28 protein-coding genes are annotated in these 18989 nt (G+C 58.6%); 12 read left to right on the top strand and 16 right to left on the bottom strand.

All coding sequences use genetic code 11. The features are described 5' to 3' along the window. Nucleotides 1-2: 2 nt before the first annotated feature. Together KBY99_RS04295 and KBY99_RS04300 are read right to left on the bottom strand one after the other, a co-directional pair. Nucleotides 3-752, bottom strand: a complete 750-nt coding sequence (locus tag KBY99_RS04295) for a GTP-binding protein (protein WP_254997533.1) — start codon at nt 750-752, stop codon at nt 3-5. Then, nucleotides 749-1759 (bottom strand): CobW family GTP-binding protein, encoded by a 1011-nt coding sequence (locus KBY99_RS04300; RefSeq protein WP_254929601.1) that lies wholly within the window; start codon nt 1757-1759, stop codon nt 749-751. The genes KBY99_RS04295 and KBY99_RS04300 overlap by 4 nt, the downstream gene beginning before the upstream one ends. A gap of 138 nt (nt 1760-1897) precedes the next feature. On the opposite strand from KBY99_RS04300, the gene KBY99_RS04305 reads away from it, so the two are divergent. Beyond that, nucleotides 1898-2095 (top strand): hypothetical protein, encoded by a 198-nt coding sequence (locus KBY99_RS04305; protein WP_254929602.1) that lies wholly within the window; start codon nt 1898-1900, stop codon nt 2093-2095. Between the two features lie 186 nt (nt 2096-2281). Here KBY99_RS04305 and KBY99_RS04310 read toward each other — a convergent pair whose 3' ends face one another. The 4 genes from KBY99_RS04310 to KBY99_RS04325 all read right to left on the bottom strand — a co-directional run bounded on the left by KBY99_RS04310 (nt 2282) and on the right by KBY99_RS04325 (nt 4056). Then, nucleotides 2282-2698 carry a PIN domain-containing protein gene (locus tag KBY99_RS04310; protein ID WP_254997534.1) on the bottom strand — a complete coding sequence of 139 codons (417 nt, stop codon included), beginning with the start codon at nt 2696-2698 and terminating at the stop codon, nt 2282-2284. A 2-nt stretch (nt 2699-2700) separates the two neighbouring features. After that, complete coding sequence (locus KBY99_RS04315) at nt 2701-2922, bottom strand: prevent-host-death protein (protein WP_254997535.1); 222 nt, start codon at nt 2920-2922, stop codon at nt 2701-2703. Between the two features lie 66 nt (nt 2923-2988). Continuing rightward, nucleotides 2989-3558 (bottom strand): hypothetical protein, encoded by a 570-nt coding sequence (locus KBY99_RS04320; RefSeq protein WP_254997536.1) that lies wholly within the window; start codon nt 3556-3558, stop codon nt 2989-2991. Between the two features lie 9 nt (nt 3559-3567). After that, entirely contained in the window at nt 3568-4056 is a 489-nt protein-coding gene (locus tag KBY99_RS04325; protein WP_254997539.1) for a hypothetical protein, read from the bottom strand. Nucleotides 4057-4172: 116 nt separating this feature from the next. Between KBY99_RS04325 and KBY99_RS04330 the strand changes: the two genes are divergently transcribed. Next, entirely contained in the window at nt 4173-4439 is a 267-nt protein-coding gene (locus KBY99_RS04330; RefSeq protein WP_254997540.1) for a hypothetical protein, read from the top strand. Beyond that, the gene (locus KBY99_RS04335; RefSeq protein WP_254997541.1) at nt 4439-4867 is read left to right on the top strand and encodes a type II toxin-antitoxin system VapC family toxin; all 429 of its coding nucleotides are present in this window, start codon (nt 4439-4441) and stop codon (nt 4865-4867) included. The genes KBY99_RS04330 and KBY99_RS04335 overlap by 1 nt, the downstream gene beginning before the upstream one ends. Before the next feature lie 476 nt (nt 4868-5343). On the opposite strand, the gene KBY99_RS04340 is transcribed toward KBY99_RS04335, so the two are convergent. Further along, entirely contained in the window at nt 5344-6486 is a 1143-nt protein-coding gene (locus KBY99_RS04340; RefSeq protein ID WP_254997542.1) for a cation:proton antiporter, read from the bottom strand. Between the two features lie 168 nt (nt 6487-6654). Here KBY99_RS04340 and KBY99_RS04345 point away from each other — a divergent pair, with 168 nt between their 5' ends. Beyond that, a complete protein-coding gene (locus KBY99_RS04345; protein WP_254997544.1) occupies nt 6655-6849 on the top strand; it encodes a hypothetical protein in 195 nt (64 codons plus the stop codon). Between the two features lie 39 nt (nt 6850-6888). Here the strand turns inward: KBY99_RS04345 and KBY99_RS04350 are convergent, their stop codons facing one another. From KBY99_RS04350 to KBY99_RS04370, 5 genes are all read right to left on the bottom strand, one after another. After that, nucleotides 6889-7311, bottom strand: a complete 423-nt coding sequence (locus tag KBY99_RS04350; RefSeq protein WP_254942707.1) for an NUDIX hydrolase — start codon at nt 7309-7311, stop codon at nt 6889-6891. 9 nt (nt 7312-7320) lie between these two features. Further along, nucleotides 7321-7563 (bottom strand): hypothetical protein, encoded by a 243-nt coding sequence (locus KBY99_RS04355; RefSeq protein ID WP_254997546.1) that lies wholly within the window; start codon nt 7561-7563, stop codon nt 7321-7323. Nucleotides 7564-7666: 103 nt separating this feature from the next. Next, complete coding sequence (locus KBY99_RS04360; protein ID WP_254997547.1) at nt 7667-9751, bottom strand: 4Fe-4S binding protein; 2085 nt, start codon at nt 9749-9751, stop codon at nt 7667-7669. Between the two features lie 197 nt (nt 9752-9948). After that, a complete protein-coding gene (locus KBY99_RS04365) occupies nt 9949-10254 on the bottom strand; it encodes a hypothetical protein (RefSeq protein ID WP_254997548.1) in 306 nt (101 codons plus the stop codon). Further along, nucleotides 10251-10535: a PQQ-dependent sugar dehydrogenase gene (locus KBY99_RS04370; RefSeq protein WP_254997549.1), complete on the bottom strand. Its 285-nt coding sequence runs from the start codon at nt 10533-10535 to the stop codon at nt 10251-10253. The genes KBY99_RS04365 and KBY99_RS04370 overlap by 4 nt, the downstream gene beginning before the upstream one ends. A gap of 100 nt (nt 10536-10635) precedes the next feature. On the opposite strand from KBY99_RS04370, the gene KBY99_RS04375 reads away from it, so the two are divergent. The 3 genes from KBY99_RS04375 to KBY99_RS04385 all read left to right on the top strand — a co-directional run bounded on the left by KBY99_RS04375 (nt 10636) and on the right by KBY99_RS04385 (nt 11621). Further along, nucleotides 10636-11007 (top strand): hypothetical protein, encoded by a 372-nt coding sequence (locus tag KBY99_RS04375; protein ID WP_254997550.1) that lies wholly within the window; start codon nt 10636-10638, stop codon nt 11005-11007. Between the two features lie 17 nt (nt 11008-11024). After that, entirely contained in the window at nt 11025-11276 is a 252-nt protein-coding gene (locus KBY99_RS04380; RefSeq protein ID WP_254942714.1) for a hypothetical protein, read from the top strand. A 141-nt stretch (nt 11277-11417) separates the two neighbouring features. Beyond that, on the top strand, nt 11418-11621 hold the full coding sequence (locus KBY99_RS04385; protein ID WP_254997551.1) for a hypothetical protein: 204 nt from the start codon (nt 11418-11420) through the stop codon (nt 11619-11621). 56 nt (nt 11622-11677) lie between these two features. Here the strand turns inward: KBY99_RS04385 and KBY99_RS04390 are convergent, their stop codons facing one another. Then, the gene (locus tag KBY99_RS04390) at nt 11678-11905 is read right to left on the bottom strand and encodes a hypothetical protein (RefSeq protein WP_254997553.1); all 228 of its coding nucleotides are present in this window, start codon (nt 11903-11905) and stop codon (nt 11678-11680) included. Between the two features lie 39 nt (nt 11906-11944). After that, nucleotides 11945-12349, bottom strand: a complete 405-nt coding sequence (locus KBY99_RS04395) for a YccF domain-containing protein (protein ID WP_254942720.1) — start codon at nt 12347-12349, stop codon at nt 11945-11947. A gap of 186 nt (nt 12350-12535) precedes the next feature. Here KBY99_RS04395 and KBY99_RS04400 point away from each other — a divergent pair, with 186 nt between their 5' ends. Further along, complete coding sequence (locus KBY99_RS04400; protein ID WP_254997554.1) at nt 12536-14158, top strand: FAD-dependent oxidoreductase; 1623 nt, start codon at nt 12536-12538, stop codon at nt 14156-14158. 150 nt (nt 14159-14308) lie between these two features. On the opposite strand, the gene KBY99_RS04405 is transcribed toward KBY99_RS04400, so the two are convergent. Further along, the gene (locus KBY99_RS04405; RefSeq protein WP_254997555.1) at nt 14309-14728 is read right to left on the bottom strand and encodes a MerR family transcriptional regulator; all 420 of its coding nucleotides are present in this window, start codon (nt 14726-14728) and stop codon (nt 14309-14311) included. A gap of 173 nt (nt 14729-14901) precedes the next feature. Between KBY99_RS04405 and KBY99_RS04410 the strand changes: the two genes are divergently transcribed. Together KBY99_RS04410 and KBY99_RS04415 are read left to right on the top strand one after the other, a co-directional pair. Next, nucleotides 14902-15120: a DUF3721 domain-containing protein gene (locus tag KBY99_RS04410; protein ID WP_254942721.1), complete on the top strand. Its 219-nt coding sequence runs from the start codon at nt 14902-14904 to the stop codon at nt 15118-15120. Nucleotides 15121-15162: 42 nt separating this feature from the next. Next, on the top strand, nt 15163-15555 hold the full coding sequence (locus KBY99_RS04415; RefSeq protein ID WP_254997556.1) for a hypothetical protein: 393 nt from the start codon (nt 15163-15165) through the stop codon (nt 15553-15555). A 404-nt stretch (nt 15556-15959) separates the two neighbouring features. On the opposite strand, the gene KBY99_RS04420 is transcribed toward KBY99_RS04415, so the two are convergent. Beyond that, complete coding sequence (locus KBY99_RS04420) at nt 15960-17609, bottom strand: iron uptake porin (RefSeq protein WP_409996525.1); 1650 nt, start codon at nt 17607-17609, stop codon at nt 15960-15962. Nucleotides 17610-18203: 594 nt separating this feature from the next. Between KBY99_RS04420 and KBY99_RS04425 the strand changes: the two genes are divergently transcribed. Continuing rightward, a complete protein-coding gene (locus tag KBY99_RS04425) occupies nt 18204-18326 on the top strand; it encodes a FitA-like ribbon-helix-helix domain-containing protein (RefSeq protein ID WP_254997559.1) in 123 nt (40 codons plus the stop codon). A gap of 51 nt (nt 18327-18377) precedes the next feature. Then, on the top strand, nt 18378-18935 hold the full coding sequence (locus KBY99_RS04430; RefSeq protein ID WP_254997560.1) for a type II toxin-antitoxin system VapC family toxin: 558 nt from the start codon (nt 18378-18380) through the stop codon (nt 18933-18935). Nucleotides 18936-18989: the final 54 nt, after the last annotated feature.

Genomic DNA, 18989 nt, shown 5'->3' on the forward strand with positions numbered 1-18989 from the left:
GATCAGGCAGAAGGGGATGAATGGGGCAGGGCTTGGCTGAGCAGGCAGTCGGTAAGGGTGACCTCGATGGCGGCGGGATCGAGGCCCTTGCCCTGTACCACCAGGCGGGAAAGGCGCTCCGGGCGACCGTCAGGCGGGGCAAGCGCCTGGAGCGGCAGAAACTGGGAGCCCTCCTGGCTCACCATCCAGTTGCAGAAGAAGGCCCGGCCATCCGGCAGGTTCATTAGGGCCTTGGCGCGGTACACATCGCCATAGGCAGCGTTCACCAGTTCAAACCAGAAGCTGCTCAGGCTGGCCGGATCCCACACACTCCCAGCCAGGTTCCTTTCCCAGGACTGCAAACTGCTGAAATCCAGGGTGTCCTGGCGGGGCAAGGCGGTGTCTCGCCCGAAGTGCAAATGCTCGTCGGGCTTGAGATGCAATGCCTCCAGTTGGGGAATCACGCGCCGGTCCACCCCACCAAGACCCGATTCCGTCGGCGGCTGGAACTGGGGTAGTTCAATCAGCGCCAGAAGGTGCTCCGGCCTTGGTGCCAGGGCCTGATCGAGATCGGCCAGATCCAGCAGCCTCGGGCACTGGTCCTGCAGGTAGGCCAGATCGATACCGCCGTCAGGTGCCTGGGCTAGCCCTTCGTCGGGGTAGCCGGCCAGCCGCAGATACCCGCATGGGCCTCGATGAGCCTGGACCCGCTTCAGGATCCAGCTGGTTTTACCGCAGCCAGGCGGTCCAGAGATCAGCAGGGTCTGGCTCATGGCAGCGCTACGCAGGCCTCGAGCTGGGCCTTAAGCGTTGCCTGGTCAATGCCCTTGCCGATCACCACGACTTTGGTGTGGCGCTCTGAGCCATCGGGCCAGTCGGAGTCATCGATCGTGAAGCGCTTGCCGCAGAGGTGAAACAAATGGCGCCGCTCGCTTTCGCGGAACCAGAGCACCCCTTTGGCGCGAAACACCGATTCAGGCAGCTGGATGTCAAGGAAGTGCTGGAAGCGCCGCAGATCGAACGGCGCGTCCACCGCCAGGCTCACGGAACTGAAGCCCTCCAACTCCGGGGTGTGGGGATGGTGGTGATGCTCGTGGTGGTGGTGATCCCCGTGGTTGTGATGTTGTTCATGGGCATCTTCCTGGGCCTGAAGCGATGCCAGGCGATCAGTTTCAAACAACCCCACGCTCAGCAGCAGGCCCAAGGGAACATCACCGCGGCTGGCCCGCAGAATTCGTGCGTCGGTTTTGATCGCCCGCAGCTCGGCCTCAACCTCCTTCAGCCGTTGCTCATCCACTAGGTCGGCTTTGTTGAGCAGAAGGATGTCGCCATACACCACCTGAGCGCGAGCGATCGGGCTTTCGAGGGCTGTGACGCTGAAGTGTTCGGCATCAATCACGGTGATGATCGAATCGAGCCGCAGCCGATCGCGCAGGTCCCCTGCCATGAACGTCATGGCCACGGGAAGCGGATCGGCTAGGCCGGTGGTTTCCACCACGATCAGATCCAGTGGCTCGGGGCGTTCGAGCACCCGATGCACCGCCTCCTGCAGCTCCCCATTGATCGAGCAGCAGATGCAGCCGTTGCTGAGCTCCACCATCTGATCACTGGTGGCCACCACGAGCTCGTTGTCGATCCCCACCTCACCGAATTCATTGACCAGCACGGCGCTGCGCAGCCCCTGCTGGTTGCTGAGGATGTGGTTAAGCAGGGTGGTCTTACCAGCGCCGAGGAAGCCGGTGAGCAGGGTGACGGGCACCTGAACGACCTGCTGACCCATCTACCCACCCATTGCCGAGAACGGTTCTCATTCTGACTGATCGATGGCTCCTTTGGCCAGGGATTTCGGCAGTCCAGCGGTTGCTGGTCCAGAGGGCCTGGCAGTGGCAGATTGTGCACATGCACACAAACATGCTCGATGTCCACGCCTGAGCGCCATTGCACCTCCAGCCGCGAGGGCAAGGTGATGCTGTCCTGCTGGATCCCTGAGAAGCTGCGCCAGGAGCTGGATCGTGTGTGGGCCGAGAAGGGCCTGCGTCCCCATGGGAGAACGCAGAACGGCATGGAGCAGATGATCCACAACTTCCTGCAAGGCCAGGCGGTGAGAGACCAGTAGTCGAATCACCGACCCCTGACCTGCACACCGATCACCCCCGCGCCGGGTGAGCTAGTCACGCTGAACTTTGGACCCCATGCCAGAAGAACCATTAATCCTCGTTGTCAAATCACCTCGCCTCTGCTGCAGGCAGTAGTGATAGTGGAATTGGAAGATGCAAATGGCATGACCCATCTCGACGACAAGTCAACTGTTCAAGTAGATCTCCACCGTGCGAGTCGTCCACGTGGCGATACCGCTGCCAAAGAAGTCTTGGTCCTCCGTCCAAATGGCGCACTCCAGTTGCAGGCCAAGCGCTAGTGCAGGCCAGTCATAAGCATCGCGGATTCTGGCCAGCGCCTCCGCTCGAGCTGACTCGAGTGCCGTGTCCTCCACCAGCTGAACAACACGCATCAAACTGAGAAGGGCTTCTGCGCAGAGCACTTCATCGAGGTTCTTTTCTCTGGCGAGATCAGCGATGTAGCCAGCCGCCTCGGCGACATTGGCTTCCGCGACAAAGAAGTCCACTCGATCGGCGTAATCGGCGATCAGGTTCCTCACCCGCACGCCAAGGCAGCCACGAATCAAAATGTTGGCGTCAAGGACGAGTCGTTTGCGCTCCACCTTCAGTGCTGCTGGTGCCGCTGACGCCAAGCCTTGAAGTCAGCACTCAGCTCCTCCTCTGTTATGCCAAGCCGCTCCAGCTCAGCCTGCATCAGGCGGCCTGCTTCGAGCAGTCGTTCCCGCTCATCCAGTTCAGCCGGCTGGGGCAGGGGTACGTAGAGGCCAATAGTGCGGCCGTGGCGCGTCACCTCAATCGGCGTCACCGACTCAAGGTGAGAAGCCAACTTGGCCCTCAGCTCACGAATGCCGACACGGACGGTCACTGTCTTGACCATACAAGTGTGTACACCTTAGGACTGGTCCAACCGATTCGGCTTGAGCGTGCCAAACACCCGTTCACCAATCAGCGGCTGCACCAGGCCGCCGATACCGCCTGAGCCGTAGCTGGCGCCGAACTCCAGCACGGTGAACAAGGTGTACTGGGCATAGGGATCGACACCTGCATCACCTGCGGCATTGAGCAGGGTTAGATCACCAAGCCAAATTGCGCCCTCACAAGGGGCCACAACGGTTCTGCCTGCAGCGGAGACACGCCGGCCGTTTTGACTCCACTGCAGCTCCCTACTCAGCCAGATCGCACCAGGGTTGGGAGGCAGCCGGGTGGCACGGCAGATCATTCCTTGAAAGGTGAAGTCACCGGTATCCACACCAGGGCCGTTGTCTCTGGCGGTGATGTAGCGAGAGCGTTCAAGAAAACACTCGAGGACGTGGCTGGCCACCACAGCGGAGGTCGTGTCACCAGGTATGGCGTTTTCGCCAAGCAGTAGCCGGGCATTGGCAAAGGGCTGCAAGGGGGTAGGGCCCCAAAGCACTGCATTGCGCTGGTGCTTGCCACTTGTGAACTGGCGGGGGCTGATCATTGCCAGCGCTCAACCCCGCAGCAGGGCCGCGCTGCCAGTCATCCCGGCGGCAGCAGCTGTGAACTGAACCCAGTTGGCTAGCCCTGGCAGCAAGAGCAACAACTGTTCTCCGTAGCGGCGCCGCTGGTTAAGCAGGGCAGCCGCGCTGGAGCGGGGATTGGCGTAGACGGTTTCGTTCTCCTGGCGCAGTAGTGCCGTGTCGTAAGCGATCACGTCGGCTTTCTGCAGCGGGGCATCGCCACCGGCTGCCACTGAACCAGCTATCGGCCCGGAGGAGGAGCGCTTCTCGATTGCCTGCTCCTGCTCAGCTCCGCCCTCCAGCAGCTGCTGATCGATCAGTGCCACTGCATCGAGCAGGGCGCGGGCGCTGAGCACCCCAGCTGGGTGGTGGCGCTCCAAGTCCGCCATTGCCCGCCCGATGGCATCAAGGCAGGGAACTGTTGCCGGCAAGGCCAGCGCCTGGCGGATGGCTTCTTGATCCTGCGGTTGCCAGCTCACCGCGGAGCCTGAATTCAGCAACGGGCCAACTACGCAGCATCGAGGGCCATTGCCGACCATGCAAAAACCTGTATTACAGTTAGTCCATTCGTCGTACTGGGTTAGCCCTGCGGGCCATGCCGCTCACCGTCAGGCTCGATTCCGACACCGAGCACTTTCTCAATGACCTGCTGGACGAAACCGGCCAGGACAAAAGCTCTCTGATCCGCCAGCTAATCCGTGAGCGCTGGCAGCAGGGGCAGCCACGACCCTCGATTACCCAGCAACTGGGAGGCCATCCCGAGGCCTTCCTCGACACCCTGCCAGCCGGCAGCGCGGAGCGGCAGCAACGGCGCCGGCTTCTTGGCCAGCACCTACAAAAGCGCCGAACCGAGCGGAGCTGATGCAGCGGATCTTGATCGATTCCGGCATCCTGCTGAGCTACTACCAGCAGCAGGAACCTCTCCATCAAGCGGTTATCGCCTTCTTTGACCAGAACACTGCTCAGCTCATCACCTCACCTATCTGCATCGCTGAGGTGCTCTGGCTGCTTGGTAATCCAGGTAACCCCGCAGTGCTGGCTGCTCAAAACCACCTGCTTACTGCTGTGATTCGTGGTGGCATTGAGGCCATCAACCTGCTTCCAGGGGACTATGCCCGTGTCGCCGAGCTCAACGGGCGCTACGCAGACCTGCCAGGTGATTTCGCCGATCTCACCGTGGTGTGCCTCTCCGAGCGGCTTGATATCGCTCAGATCCTCACGCTCGACAGCGACTTCGATGTCTACCGGCGCTTCCGCAAGCAACCCTTCTGCCGGATCCCTCTTGGCTGAGCAAAGGTCTTTTGTATCGCCTGGCTCTGCAGCAAGGCCTAGGACTGGGAGGCGGCAATCGTCACCTCAACAGGTAGGGCTAGTCACACCTTTGTCATCTCCGTTGCGGTGAGAATGAAGCAATCAATGGCATTAGCAAGCCCAGCCCTCAAAAAGTCGACTTGGATGAATTGATGATTCCTTTCCGTGCCCTACTGCTACAGAGACTGATTTGCTCGGCCTGGTCCATCGGCGCGATTGCGCTGGTGACCGCCTCACTGCTGGAATGGGGTTTGGTCGTTGCTGGCCCTGCAAGGTTGCTCTGATTGCAGCGCCTGAGCTCAGCACCTCAAAGCGAGTGACGGCGAGTGACAGGAAGGCGTTTAAAGTAATTAGTCAGATCAAAGTAGTTAGTCAGATCAGAAACAATGGCCCTCAAGCTTGGCCAGAAGAAAAGCCCTAAGAGATCAGCGCACACTCATCTGGGTTAAACAGGTTCACCGCTTCACCGCCATAGCCAATGCCGGCAGTAGTAAGACTGACAGCAGGCTGCCGCCCACCAGAGCTGCTCCCACTTGCGGCGACATCAGCCCAGCCTGTACCTCGAGATAGGCGACAACAATCGGCAAATTGAGTGACTGTGACACCAGCAGCGAAAAGCGCAGTCGTTCGACCAGATCAGGCAGCGCCTGGCGATAAAGCAGCCACTGGGGCAGACCACGTATCAAGAGAATCCCCGCTAAGCAGATCACTGGTCCCCAGGGATGGGCTGCTACAGAGGCGAGGTCCAGCCGAGCACCGGCAACGACGAAGAACAGCGGTACGAATAAACCGTAGGCCGACGCCTCCAGTTGCTTAATCGCAGGGGAGATGTCGGGTTCGGCGATAAACCGCCTCATCACCAAGCCTGCCAGCAGTGTTCCCATCAGGGTGGCAACTCCCAACGCCTCCGACAAGGCAATTAGTCCGACCACGAGCAGATACAGCAGCTGCATTGGGGTGGCGGATGCTGAGCCCGCTACGGACTCGAACCAATACCAAAATCTTGACTGCCCCATCCGCGCCGGCACCAATGCCAGCAACCACGCCACCACCACCACCAGAGCAACACTGAGCACAGTTGTGATGGGATTGGTTGATCCCAGCAACAGAGCCACGGCCAACACCGGGCCCAGTTGTCCCCAAGTGCCTGCACTAAGCAACAACCGCCCCAGCGGTGAATCCCACTCTCCCGACTCCCGCAGGATCACCAGCAATGTCGATAGGGCGGTCGAACTGAGTGCCACCACCAATGCAACCGGACGTAACCCACCGCCGAGGGGCAGCACCGAGACCAGAAGAACCCCAAAAATAAGCGTGGCAAACCATCCCAAGGCACCCAGCCGGCCTGGGGTGCCGCTAAGGGTTTTCTGATCAATATTCAGTCCTATTAAGGCGAAGATCAAACCAAGACCTATCTTTGCGAAAAGATCAATCGCTGGATCCTGCTGTAGTAAGGCCAGGCCAGAAGGCCCTACAGCAATTCCCCCCAACATCAATAGCGCGACTGTTGGGAGGCGGCCTCCAAACAGTCGAGCTACGAAGGGAGATACAGCAACAATGGCAACGATTGTCAGCAGTCCCTGTAGACCAACACTCATGGGCTGCGGAAAAATTCAACCATCATCCTGCTCCAGCAGAGCTGGAACGTTGAGGAGGGGCCTTGCCTTCCGCTTGAGGGCAGGTGCGCTGGTGCCGATGTGGGAAGTCAGTGATCGGCTGGGGTGGTATTTATCCAGCTGTTACTGCGTCAAGAGCCGGTGATAACAATGAGCGAAGCTCCTCGTCTTGAAAAGCTAGGCCGCTTTCTGTTGCGGGGCCTGCGCATCGGCGCCAGCACCGTGTCGATCGTGGAGTTGCTGCGTAGCGACTGGAACGCTGGCATCAGTGCTGGCGTCGCCTGGCTGGTGTTTCTGCAGGTGGAGCGGCGGCTGCCGCCCCTCAGCCCGGAGACCGAGGACTGATTCGTGCCCCGACTTTCATCGCTCCGGGCTTTGTCGTGCTCAGACCAGCTTGGTGAGCACGTGCTGCATCACCTCCAGTAGTCCATCGGCGAGGGGGCGATGGCTGCCGAGCTTGGCGCTCCAGATCGATCCCGACAGCAGTTCCTCTGGGCTTATCAAACCCAAGTCCTGGCCCTCCAGAAGCTGCAGCTGCTCCAGCGGCACTGATAGCTCGGCCTGAAACACATGGGCCGTTCGGCGGTGGATGTGATGCACCATCACCAGCTCCACCGCCGGGGGCTGCCAGCTGATCTCCTCCAGCAGCTCCCGCCGCAGGGCCTGCTCTGGCGTTTCGCCGGGGTCGAGGTGTCCGCCAAAGAGCCCCCAGCAGCCGGGCGCAACGATGTCGGGGATCTCGTCGCGCAGCTGCATCAGCCAGCGACCATCCCGATGCAGCATCGCCAGGGCGACTTCAACGGCCATGGATCGGCCTCAGGCAGAGGCCGACCGGCGCTGCTGCTTGGCGACGAGCGCGGCCCCGCCGGCTGCCAGCACCAAGCCACCGCTGATGGCGAAGAAAACCAAGGTCTGCAGCAGCAAAAGGAAGATTCCAATGGCCGACCCGGCCACGATCTGCACCCTCGCCTTGATCAGCAGGGTGAGTAGCAGCAGCACAGTGGCCTTCAGGGCCAGAACCTTGGCCGTGCTGAATGGCAAAAAGGGGTTCAAGAACACATGTTGATCACGGGTGTACCCATGCTGGCGGACTGATCCGGCAGCGGTGGCTTCATTTGCGGCATATCAACGGGGGTGCTTTCTCCCAATCGAAGGAGTTGCTTTAGGCCATGCCCGTGAGCCAACGTCCCCCCAGGGCCAGGGCGATGGCAAGGGTTGATCCCAGCCCCAGCAAGCGGGGACTTGTGAGCAGCAGCCTGCGCAGGATCACCAAGCTCCAAAGCAGCCCCAGCGCCATCACCGCGCTCTGGCAGAAGGCCACCACATGCTGATCGGCGCTCCAGCTTGGCCAGAGGGCAGCTGCGGCTCCTTGCCAGGGGAAGGCACTCACCGGCAGCAGCTGGCCGGCCTCGACCATTCCCAAGGGCAAATAGCGAGACAACATCAGGGCCCACACCAGAGGCAAGAGCCCATAGAGCAAGGGTTTCGGCCACCAGCCGGCCACCAAAACAGGCAGCAGCAGCGCAATCAAACCCACCCCAAACCTGGGCAGCAGGGGACCTGCTTGTAGGGATTCAGGGGCCCATGGCAACCAACCCAGCCAGCCCTGCCAGTGATGCAAAGCCACACCGCCCAGCAGCACCAAGAGCAAGAGCCGTTCGCCAAAGGGGACAGCCATGCCCTTTTGCAGGTCGGCCGCGGGCGGGCGCAGGCGCAATTTCACAGAGCGGTGCGGACAGGCTTGAACGCAGGTGAGGCAAAGCACGCAATTGCGATTGTCTTCCAGGTGGGCTGGATGGGTCCCCAGGGGGCAGCCTCCCGTGGCCAGGCCTTCACCTTCCGCTGGTCCGCCTTTGAAGCAGGCATAACTGCTGCAACTGCCGCTGCAGGTGCCCGCCTCGGCCCGCAGCTCCAGCACCGATAACTTCGCCATCAGGCCATTCATGCCCCCCACTGGGCACAAATAGCGACACCAGAAGCGCTTTTCAAACAACAGCGAGCACACCACCGCCCCGCCCGTAATCACGAGCAGCAGACAGCTGCTCAACCAGGCCGTGTCTTCAAGATTGCCCAGCTCCTCCCACAGCAAGATGGCGCCAAAGCCACCAGCCAACACCGGTGCGGCCCAGCGGTCGGTGTCGCCCCGGGGCCAACGGCGCGGCTGCCAGCCCAGTAAACGGGCAAGCTTCTGGCTGATTTCGCCCCACACCATGAACGGGCAAAAGGAGCACCACAGCCGCCCCACCAGCGGGAAGGTGACAAGAATCACTGGCCACCACCAGGCCCAAAACAGATTCAAGGCACCGTTGTGGGCCCGATCCTGGGGTCCAAGCCACAGGGCCCCATTCACCAGCACAAACAGCCAGCTCACCAAGCCAAACAACAGACCATTCCAGAGCAAAGGGGCTCGCATCCACTCCCTCAGCCGAGGCTTCCAGCCCCAGATGTCGAAGCGCAGGCTGGTGGGCCGGCTTAGTAGCCAAAACACATCTTCCGGCAAGAGATCGGGCAGCTCACCATGAACGGCTGACGCCTTGGCCTGAAGCAGTGCCCGGTTGATCACCACATCCAGTTCCCGCAGGTTGTTGGGGAAGTCGTGGCTTTGGAGACGCTTCACCACGTTGGCGGGCACCTGGGGTGGCTTGGGCCAGCCCAATTGGCGGGCACGGCGCCGCAGGGAGTAACGGATCCAATCCCCCAAGTCTTGGCGGCGCACCCGTAGGGGAGGCACCCGGATTTGGTCGCAGAGACCTTCCAGTTCCGGCACACTGGATTCGGCGGTGAACAGCAACCGGCCTTGAAATGGTTCGCTGCAGCCAGGCCATTGGCCCGTTCGCGCCAGCTCGATCAGTAGGGCTCGCAGCTCGGGAGGGGCGGCATCGAAGCGATCCAGCAGCACGCACCCCTGACCGAGGCACTCCAGCAACGGCGGCCCTTGGCTTGGGGAACCGTGAAACAAATCGCCGCCATCGGCGCGCAGCAGGCTGGTGTCAACGCGAATCAATACATGGCGCCGGTCGCCCGAGCCGAAATGAACGAGCGCAGCCAGGTTGTCCTTCTCCAGCCCCGGCTCGCCACTGATCAGCACAGGCCGCCGCGCAGGATCTTGAGCCGCCTGGGCCAAGGCCGCCCGGAGCTTGACGGCGTAGCGACTTCCCCCAACCACCCCACGCCGGGTGGATCCCACCAGGTAGGGAGCCAGGCGTCGCAGGGCCGGTGCGTCTAGCTCCTGGGTTGGGGAGGTCATGGAGAAGGTGGGCTTGGCGGCGGGGGCCAGGGATGTCCGGTTGCTGTTGGGGCTTCCAGTTCCGCTTCAGCATTACCACCAGCGGAGGCTGATCGCTGAATGATCTGGGGATAAAACACAACTAGCTGTCCCCTTTGGTCTGAAGACCCGTATCAAGACCGTATAAAAACCGTAGCGATGGAAACCCAAGAGACTGATCAGATCAGCTGCTCATCGCTGAGCTCGCCGCTGATGTAGCGATGTAAGACGCTGCTGATAAGGGTTTGGTAAGGCATACCCAGCCGCAGCGCCCTGACGCGCAAGGCCTCTAGGTCAGTACCGGAAAGCCGGATGTTGATTCGTTGGTCCTTCTGGCCGGTGATCTGGGCTGACTCTCTGAGCTGATTGAGGAGATCAGAAGTGGCAATTGAACGCAGCGCGCCCGATTCCACAGCTTCTAGGAGCTCACGCTCGTCTTGATCGAGTGAGTCGTTGCTAGGTGGAAGGTGGCTTTGCATCGTCATGGCGTGTCTTGACGGAGGTAGTCGCGTGTGGCTTTGCGGCTGGGAATGATCGCTTTGAGAAAGAGGTAGTCGTCGTCTTCCACGTAGGGGACGAGGTAGACATATTGATTCACCTCAACAACAACAATGATGCGCTGTCCCCGATTTTGCTCTGGATTGGGGTGGGCCAACACATCGAGCAAGCCTCCAGTTTCGATGGCCACCACAACAGCCTCGAAATGGATGGACCGCTGGGCTCCGAGCTGCTGGTTTTTGCCACTGCTCCAGCGAAAGGGCTTCATGAGTTCGGCTTAAGCACTCTGTCTGCCGTTTGTCATCAAGCAGCACTGAGCCGCTGCGGCAAGGGCTAGCAGCCACGTGCCCTGGCGGATGGAGCTTGAATTGCCGATTTCCCTCCACCCGAGCTTGGCGGCACTGCTGCCTCGCCTGCAGCTGTTGCATGACTGCTGGCACAACCTGCCTGGAATGAGTTGCGCTCCAATGCCCCTTTCCCAAAGCTCGATGGGACTTCATGCGCGCCCTCGGTCAGCTCTGCCAAGGGAGCCTATGCTGGGTAATTGGGATTTTAGTAAAGTGAATAAGGAAGAAATCTTGCATGACTACAAGCAAAAGCCTGGTGCGTTTATTCCTGAATTCGTGGCCTTGGATGATCTTGTGGACATTTTTCTAAACAACCCTGGCTTCCACTCAAACTTCGAGGACTTTATGGACGAATGGCAAGAAGAGGATAATGCTGTAGAATGTGAATTCTAAATCATAACCAATTTCATATGGATATCCCTCCTCAAGAACTTAATCCAAAGTGGTTTAAGAGTCACCTGCTTGATCGCTCGGTTGAGCTTCAAGAGCTTTATGAGTTGCCTCAAGGTGAGCTAGATCTAGTAATGGCAGAGGCTGCCGAGCTCAGGACTGATGTAGTCAATCGCGACCGCAACCATGGCAAGTGGTGCACCGCCGGCTATTTTCTGGAATTGGCGAAGATCATTAGTGAGCGGCGATTCGCTCAGCTTGATCAGAAGTAAGGCTGCACGGCTCCGCACCAACCACCTTGAAAAAGAACTGCGGGGTGTGCGGCAGCAGCTGCTGTTGAGGAGGGCATGGAGCCCCCAGGCTGACTGCTGATGCAGCAGCCCCCACCACTCAGAGCGATGCGGGAACCCGTAATGGCCAACACCCTTCACGTACCGTTGCAATTCACGCAACAATTTGAAACAATCGTGGCCGAGTCCACTGCCCGCTTTGGCTTTGTCGCCTTCGCCGAAACCTGGAACGGCCGCGCCGCCATGCTCGGCTTCGTGATCGGCCTCGGCTCCCTTGTGGATGGCTACGCCGCCTGCCGCACCCAGTTCCTGCCCTTCTGCTTCTGAGCCCCTGTTCGGCTTGTACGCCATTGGCTTTCCGTAACCGGGGTGCTGGGCAGGGTCTAGGTGCTGGAGGGCGGCCTGCGGGCCGACTCGATCAGCAGGTTCTGGAGTAGCTCCCTGCTGCTGATCAGCAGGTGGGCCAGCCAGGTGCCCGTCAATCGGGGTTCAGCTACTCGATCGCCCCTGCAATGGCTGATGGCTTGCTCGATCTCGGCCAGCTCGCGAGCGATGTTGCGCACCATCGCTTCTGTGGTCTCGCGGGGGCTGGGCCGGAAAGGAATTTGCATCGGCTCCACTTTGCCCCCGGGCAGGCGCTGGGGTGGCATTCAGCGGCGCACCGGCACTACCTGCATGCCGACAGGGGCCAGTGCGATCAGCGCCAGCTTGATGTGCTGGATACCGAAGGGAATGCCGATGATCGTCACGAAGCAGGCCACTGCAGAGGTGAGGTGGCCGATCGCCAGCCACCAGCCGGCCACCAGAAACCAGAGCACGTTGCCGATGAGCCCCAGCGGTCCTGTGCCGAAGTCGTTGCGTCCGGTGAGCTCACGCCTGCTCACGGCCTCATTGCCAAACGGCCAGAAGGAGTAGTTGCCGATCACAAAGCAGGCCCGGGCCCAGGGAAGGCCGACGATCGTGATCGCCGCCACAAGACCGGCCAGCCACCAGCCCAGACCCATCACCACCCCGCCGAGCACGAACCAGAGAACGTTGAGCAGAAAGCGCAGCATCAGATCTTCCACGGTGCTCCCAGCCTGGCAAAAGGGAGATGGGAGCGCAGCCGTGATGGGTGATGTCCTCCTTCTTCTTTTCAACCCCTGCTTCCCAGCCCCCTGCAGCAGTAGTCAGGCATCCGTTGTCCCTCTCCATCACTATTTGAGTAACTTGCAAAAGCTGAGCCGACGTTCGTAGCAGCCATGCCTGACGGAAGACCATCCCATGTAGTCGTCATCGGAGCTGGATGGGCTGGTTGGGGCGCAGCCAAGGCACTCTGTGAAGCGGGTATTCTTGTCACCTTGATTGATGGGATGTCCGATCCAACAGGCACTCAACCAATCACCACCAAAAGCGGCAAACCTTTCGAGGCAGGCACCAGAGGTTTTTGGAAAGACTATCCCAATATCAATGCACTCACAGATGAACTCGGCGCTGGCGATATCTTCACTGACTTCACAACCAGTGCCTTCTGGTCGCCAGATGGGTTAGAAGCAACAGCGCCTGTCTTTGGAGAGGCACCCCAATGGCCAAGTCCGCTTGGCCAGATGGTGGCAACAATTACTAACTTCACGCGACTACCTATTCAAGATAGGCTCAGTATTGCAGGGCTGCTCTATGCGATGCTGGACCTTTATCGCAGCGATAAGATTTTCCAGCAGTACGACGATCTCGATGCGCAATCACTCTTTGTCAAGCTTGGCATCAGCGATCGTCTCATCAATGAGTTCTTGCGCCCCACCTTGCTGGTTGGCTTGTTCAAGCCGCCCGAAGAGCTTTCGGCCGCGGTCACCATGGAGCTCCTTTACTACTACGCCCTGGCCCACCAAGACTCATTTGATGTCTGTTGGATCAAGTCGAAAAGCATCGCCGAACATTTGTTTGCACCTCTGAGTAGAAGGCTGATCTCCCGCCATCATCTGCAGGTTCTTGGTGGAACGTTGGTGAGACGGGTGAATGTGTTGTCTGACTCGCAGCGCGTCAGCTCGGTTGAGATTCAGAACGTGGCAACCAAAACAGTTCAGGTGATTGACGAAGTGGATGCTGTGGTCTTGGCGGTTGGTGCAAAAGGGCTCAAGTCTCTGATGGCTCAATCCCCAGAACTCAGCAAGGCAGCACCAGAGCTTGTTAGCGCTGCTTCGCTTGGCTCCATCGATGTCGTTTCAGCACGTCTATGGCTGGATCGTTATGTTCCAATCGCTTACCCAGCCAACGTGTTTTCCCGCTTCGAATCACTGAAGGGCTCAGGGGGCACTTTTTTCATGCTGGATCAGTTGCATAAGGATGCGCAACAGGCTCTCTGGGGTGATGGGCAGCCCCAAGGCTCGGTGGTCGCCAGCGACTTTTACAACGCATCGGCTGTAGCAGCGATGAGTGATCAAGAGATCATCGACCTGCTTACGCGTGATCTGCTTCCCATCGCGCATCCAGAATTCACCAATGCCAGGGTGGTTGATTCCGAGGTGCGGCGCTATCCAGGCTCGGTGTCGCTCTTTTCTCCGGGCAGTTTCAGAAAACGGCCACCTTTGGAAACCTCAGTGCAGTCGATCGTCTGCGCTGGCGACTGGGTGCGGATGGGCGACAAAGAACATGGAGCCAAGGGTCTGTGTCAGGAACGAGCCTATGTGTGCGGGCTGGAGGCTGGGAACTCCTTGATCAGACGCAAGATTGTCAACGGTGCCGATCACTCCCATTCCGTTCTTCCGATTCGGGCAGACGAGCCACAAGTCGTTCTAGGCCGTGCTCTCAACAAGCTCTTGATGGATCCAATCGAAGCCCTTGGTCTGAAATTGCCGTGGTTCAACTCCAAACGAGTGCTGGACTGATGGCCGACCTAAACGCACAAGGGATTCGGTGTTCGATTGTAAGTTAGAAACTCTATGGATCAAGAGCCACTCCCCGCAGGAAGGGATGTTGGCATCTGATTGGGATTGCTACGGCGCTTCTGATGGCCGGGAGGAAATGGAGATAGCGGATCACTTCTTAGCAGCATCCTCGGCTTTGGCGCCTCCGCAGTCTTGCCAGCTAGAGAGCAGGCGAGCCAGCTCAGATTTCATCATTTGCAGCTCTTGAATGCGCGAATCGATTGAAAGCAATTTAGTTGCGATACTATCCTTTAGCACCGAACAATTGCATACACCTGCGCGGCGCACTTCAAGAATGCGGGCCAACTCGCCGATCGGCACATCCATAGACCGCAAAGCCCGAATGATTTCCAATTCCGCAAGACTATCGGAGCTGAATATACGGTATCTACCCTCAGATCGGGCCGTATGCAGCAAGCCCTGATCGCAATAAAAGCGAATCGTTTTCACCGAAAAGCCGGAGATCTTGGCCATCTCGCCAATCCGAAGACCAGGAGCGTCTTGAGCTGCGGCAAGGGGCAGGGGATCCATTGGTCAACCCTCCATCCAGTGGATAGATACAACTCTACCCAGGGCCCGGAGAAAAAAGCGCTCATCTCTCCATCAACCAGCACTTAGTGGAGATTAGTGTTAGGGTTGGTGGTGAGTAAGTCTGCCCCCGCCTGTTGAATCCTGTGACAATGAGTTCCCTGAAGATTGCCGCGATGGGGATCGGAGCCATTGCGGCTCAATTCTTGCTGGCTGGAGCGTGCAACGCAAGTCAAAAGGGCGTACCGGCTCTTTACCCAACCAAGGCGGAAGCTGAAACCGCCGCCAAACTGCATTTCAATTGCACCGGAGCACACAGCATGGGTACCCAGTGGATGCCGTGCGCCAAACATGGTGAGTCCCAGCCTTCCAAGCCCAGTGGATCCCAGCACTGAATTCTATAAGTGAACTAATTCACTGCTCGCCATCTAATTGATATGTCCCAATGCGGCGACAAACCGAAACTGCTCGCCATAGGCGTAGCTCCCTTGGGCATCGTTTCGATCGGAATCGTGCCGATGGGGGTAGTGAGCATTGGCGTGGTGCCCATGGGGGTCATCAGCATCGGCATTGTGGGCATGGGCGTCCTCAATGCATGCGTAGTTGGCATGGGAGTGCTGGTGGCAGGCATGAACGCCATGGGCATTTGGACATTCAGCCCAAGCAACAGCCATCAACACCACAGCAGTCGACCAGTCCAAGAGAACTTGTTGGCCTACCCCAGCAAGGTGTTGGCTCTAGAAAAAGCCCAGGAGCTTGGTTGCAAAGGGGTTCATGCCATGGGATCACAATGGATGCCATGCGCCGAACATTCGCATCCAAAACACTGATGAATCAGCTTGTTGAAGTCCCTCTTCTTATCCACCACAAATCTCATCAACGAAACTCCATGCCCCCGATTCTTAGGCTCATTCTTATCGGCACCAGCTCACTCGCTGCCCTATCAATTTCACCCCTGGCGCCCAAAGCATCAATAGACAACTCCTATGGATTAATTGGCTTAAATGCCCCTACTTCTGAGTTGCTAGCCTGCGGCGGCGGAGGTTCAGGCTCCTATCGCAAACCCCCGAAGCCCGGCCATGCGAAACCTGGGGATTCGGCACATCAGAGGGGGATCCAGTCAACCAGAACCGACATTAAGCCAGTCCAAACAAATATGGATTCAAACCAAACCTGAATTCAGCAATAGAGCAAGGGCCCCGGCAGGTAATTGCCGGGGCTTTTCATGTTAAAATTAGAATTTAAATGTCGTTTTGACTAGGGCCCCAAGTGAGCTGAAGCCTTGCCCAGTTGGCGTTCTTTGCCCCATCGGCCGGCTAAGATAAAATAGGGCAGGTGTAATGCTGATCTTATCAGTGACTTGGAACTTATACCAACCTTCCAATGCATAATTGCCATCTTCTGGGTTTACACCGCCAGTCAGTGATGTGGCAAAAACAGCCTGTCCGACTGCAAAGCCAAAGTCATTGCCTTTGGCGAACACATCAGTCCACTGCAGTCCCACCATCCAGGATTGGCTGACGCTGGGCCTACCAGTCGTTTGAACTCCGTAGGTTGTGTTATTGATCCCCCAGCCCAGGCTCACGGAAGGTATCCAGCCACTTTCGAGTGGCTGCCAAAATGCACTTACGCCGAAGGCATTGGTTTCAGCACCAACTTTTTCCCCGTGGTCAATGGAGCTATGAACAGTTGGAGTGGTGCCTGGTACAAACTGGGTGAGTGGTTGCACATAGGACCATATCGCAGCCAGGCCCCATTGTTCTTGTTGATAACCGACTTGCACACTAGCGGTGCCACCAGACTCAGACGTGAAGAGCCCTTTTGTTGAATCAGAGCCAAGGGCTGAAACATAGTTTGCACTTAGGCTCCAGCCATTGTTTTGCCACCACAGGCCAGCTCCGGGGCCAAGATTCTTGCTATAGGCAGCTGGAGCACCATTAACGGTAAAGAGGTTTAAGATGGTGTCAGCAGGGTAGACGCTGGGCCAAAGAGCCAGCATGTCTTCCTGTCCCACACGGGCCCCCACCGTGGCTGTGAATTGCTTGCCAATGGGGAATTGGTAAAACAGCTTGTCAATGCCGACAATATTTGGGCCAGCATCCTCTTCAAAAGCAACCTCTAATTCGGCGGAATTACCAATGCCGTGGGGCTCTCCACCAAAGGCGCTTGTGCCAAAATTGCCAGCACGAAGATTAGTACGAAGTAAGTCTTTTCCGGTGAAGCTTGTATCTAAAGTTAGCTGAAGATCGTAGTTAAATGTGACATTCTCGTAGACCCCCTTGACCGGGGCTCGGGGGGCGCGTTGGCTTACCGTTTTTGCCGCCGAATTGTATGCACTACCGTCGTATCCCACTCCCCCTACGACAAACGTCGCAAGCCCCGAAAGCTTGGTGGTAGTGGAGAACTGCTGGGCTTCCAATGTGCCCACCTTGGCCTCGAGGCCATCGACGCGGCCCTTGAGCACGGCGAGTTCCTTTTTAAACTCGTCCATCAGCCGTTGCAGCTCGTCGGTCACCTCGGTGACGCGATCGAGGCAGGCATTCAGTAGAGCAGCCGCTTCATAGCGGGTCATCGCCTGCCCGCCCTTGTAGGTGCCGTTGGGGTAGCCCGCCACACATCCGTATTTCTCCACTAAGTTGCTAAGTGCTTGGTAGGCCCAGTCGGTAGGCCTTACGTCGGAGAACTGGTTGACACTGGTGACCTGATTGCGAGAGCGCCAGGCCTTGAGCTCGTCAATTTCTTGCTGCTCCATGTAGCCGTTGATGGAATCACGACTATTCAGCGAGGCCAGCTCATTGGCCGATGCGGGTGCAAGGGCAGCAAAGGGCAGCAAGGGCGTAGCGGCCAGTAGCAATGGCGAGCAAGCGAAACGAAATGAAGACATTTAATAGTAGAAATTGGGAGATTGAGGATTGAGCCAACCCAAACAACGGCGTTGAATCAAAACCAAGATGCCGCCGCCATAATCCCGAAATCAGGAGGCAGCGCCAACTATGCCTCAACACTCTTTTGACCGTGACCCACTGGAGAGTTGTGTCAGCATTTCGCGACTCCGCTTGGTTTGCGCGTTTCCTGTCTCTGCTGTGGTGGATTGATAGCCAGGCAGGTAGTCACTGATGCGTTGCTCAATCGCCTGCTGGCTAAGGCCATTGGGCCTGAGATTTTGTTTGTATGTGCCGCTGGCTAGTCTTTTTAGGAGTGACTTGCAATTCAGCCCGGGTTGCTAGTGCATAGGAATGGCATCGTCATAGGGCCCCCCCAGCCCCATTTGATGTACCAGCAGAGGTGGCCATGGAATTCGGTGCCAGGTGTGGCGCGGCGACGGGACCGATCCCAGCTGAGGTCCGACGTCAGGAGTGCCTCAAACTGGAGAGGACCGGCGCAAGCTCTCCTTGCGGAACTGACCGTTCAGCTGCTGGCTATACCGGATCAAAGGCGCCAATGGCGATAGCACTGCTATCAGTGCTGTTATGCAGCCATGCCTGATCTATTGGTGTGCGGCGTCGATGACGACCTGGTCCAGGCGCTCAAGAAGCGTGCTGGTGCCCATGGCCGCAGCCAGGAAGCGGACTGCGGGCCATCCTTGCCGCTGCTCTGCTGACCCCACCGCGGCGGAATCTGGCTCAATTACTGGCTGCCATGCCGGAAGTCGGTGTGGACGCCGATTTCCAGCGCCGTGACGATCAACGTGCGGCGGCTGATGTTTTTGATTGACACCAACCTGATCAGCGAGGCCCGTAAGGGCCGCCGCGCTGACGCGGGTGTGCAGGACTTCTGGGCTGCTGCAGCCCGCGACAACACCCCGCTGTTTCTAGCCGCCATCACCATTGGTGAGCTGCGCCGCGGAGTGGAGTTCATTCGCCACCGGGGGGATCAACCGCAAGCCAAGCTGCTGGAGCAGTGGCTAGCTGAGTCGTCGCAGACCTACGGCGATCGGGTGCTGGACCTTGATGGCGATGCGGCCCAGATCTGGGGGCGACTGCGGGTGCCCAATCCTCACAACGCCATCGACAAACAGATCGCTGCCATCGCCCTGCTGCACGACCTCACCGTGGTGACGCCCAACGTCGATGACTTAGCTGGCTGCGGGGTGCGGCTGCTTAATCCCTTCAGCCGGCGCCGTGATGCACCCCCCAGTAACCCCAGCAAAAGGTTCGGGGTGGAATCAAACCCGCCCGGCAGCTCCCTAGGCCTTAGCTCAACGTCCTGATCTGCAGGATCGCCGCGCGCAGCTCGAACTGATTGTGGCTGGGCCGGAGGGGAA

The organism is Cyanobium sp. Maggiore-St4-Cus, assembly GCF_024345615.1.
Taxonomy (GTDB): Bacteria; Cyanobacteriota; Cyanobacteriia; order PCC-6307; family Cyanobiaceae; genus Cyanobium_A; species Cyanobium_A usitatum.

Coding starts and splice junctions, on each gene's coding strand:
- KBY99_RS04385 (WP_254997551.1), top strand. CDS start 11,418: ATGGCCAACACCCTTCACGTACCGTTGCAATTCACGCAACAATTTGAA.
- KBY99_RS04350 (WP_254942707.1), bottom strand. CDS start 7,311: ATGGCCGTTGAAGTCGCCCTGGCGATGCTGCATCGGGATGGTCGCTGG.
- KBY99_RS04405 (WP_254997555.1), bottom strand. CDS start 14,728: ATGGATCCCCTGCCCCTTGCCGCAGCTCAAGACGCTCCTGGTCTTCGG.
- KBY99_RS04415 (WP_254997556.1), top strand. CDS start 15,163: ATGTCCCAATGCGGCGACAAACCGAAACTGCTCGCCATAGGCGTAGCT.
- KBY99_RS04410 (WP_254942721.1), top strand. CDS start 14,902: ATGGGGATCGGAGCCATTGCGGCTCAATTCTTGCTGGCTGGAGCGTGC.
- KBY99_RS04320 (WP_254997536.1), bottom strand. CDS start 3,558: ATGATCAGCCCCCGCCAGTTCACAAGTGGCAAGCACCAGCGCAATGCA.
- KBY99_RS04370 (WP_254997549.1), bottom strand. CDS start 10,535: ATGAAGCCCTTTCGCTGGAGCAGTGGCAAAAACCAGCAGCTCGGAGCC.
- KBY99_RS04300 (WP_254929601.1), bottom strand. CDS start 1,759: ATGGGTCAGCAGGTCGTTCAGGTGCCCGTCACCCTGCTCACCGGCTTC.
- KBY99_RS04390 (WP_254997553.1), bottom strand. CDS start 11,905: ATGCAAATTCCTTTCCGGCCCAGCCCCCGCGAGACCACAGAAGCGATG.
- KBY99_RS04295 (WP_254997533.1), bottom strand. CDS start 752: ATGAGCCAGACCCTGCTGATCTCTGGACCGCCTGGCTGCGGTAAAACC.
- KBY99_RS04380 (WP_254942714.1), top strand. CDS start 11,025: ATGGATATCCCTCCTCAAGAACTTAATCCAAAGTGGTTTAAGAGTCAC.
- KBY99_RS04400 (WP_254997554.1), top strand. CDS start 12,536: ATGCCTGACGGAAGACCATCCCATGTAGTCGTCATCGGAGCTGGATGG.
- KBY99_RS04425 (WP_254997559.1), top strand. CDS start 18,204: ATGCCTGATCTATTGGTGTGCGGCGTCGATGACGACCTGGTCCAGGCG.
- KBY99_RS04420 (WP_409996525.1), bottom strand. CDS start 17,609: ATGTCTTCATTTCGTTTCGCTTGCTCGCCATTGCTACTGGCCGCTACG.
- KBY99_RS04365 (WP_254997548.1), bottom strand. CDS start 10,254: ATGACGATGCAAAGCCACCTTCCACCTAGCAACGACTCACTCGATCAA.
- KBY99_RS04345 (WP_254997544.1), top strand. CDS start 6,655: ATGAGCGAAGCTCCTCGTCTTGAAAAGCTAGGCCGCTTTCTGTTGCGG.
- KBY99_RS04360 (WP_254997547.1), bottom strand. CDS start 9,751: ATGACCTCCCCAACCCAGGAGCTAGACGCACCGGCCCTGCGACGCCTG.
- KBY99_RS04395 (WP_254942720.1), bottom strand. CDS start 12,349: ATGCTGCGCTTTCTGCTCAACGTTCTCTGGTTCGTGCTCGGCGGGGTG.
- KBY99_RS04305 (WP_254929602.1), top strand. CDS start 1,898: ATGTCCACGCCTGAGCGCCATTGCACCTCCAGCCGCGAGGGCAAGGTG.
- KBY99_RS04330 (WP_254997540.1), top strand. CDS start 4,173: ATGCCGCTCACCGTCAGGCTCGATTCCGACACCGAGCACTTTCTCAAT.
- KBY99_RS04340 (WP_254997542.1), bottom strand. CDS start 6,486: ATGAGTGTTGGTCTACAGGGACTGCTGACAATCGTTGCCATTGTTGCT.
- KBY99_RS04335 (WP_254997541.1), top strand. CDS start 4,439: ATGCAGCGGATCTTGATCGATTCCGGCATCCTGCTGAGCTACTACCAG.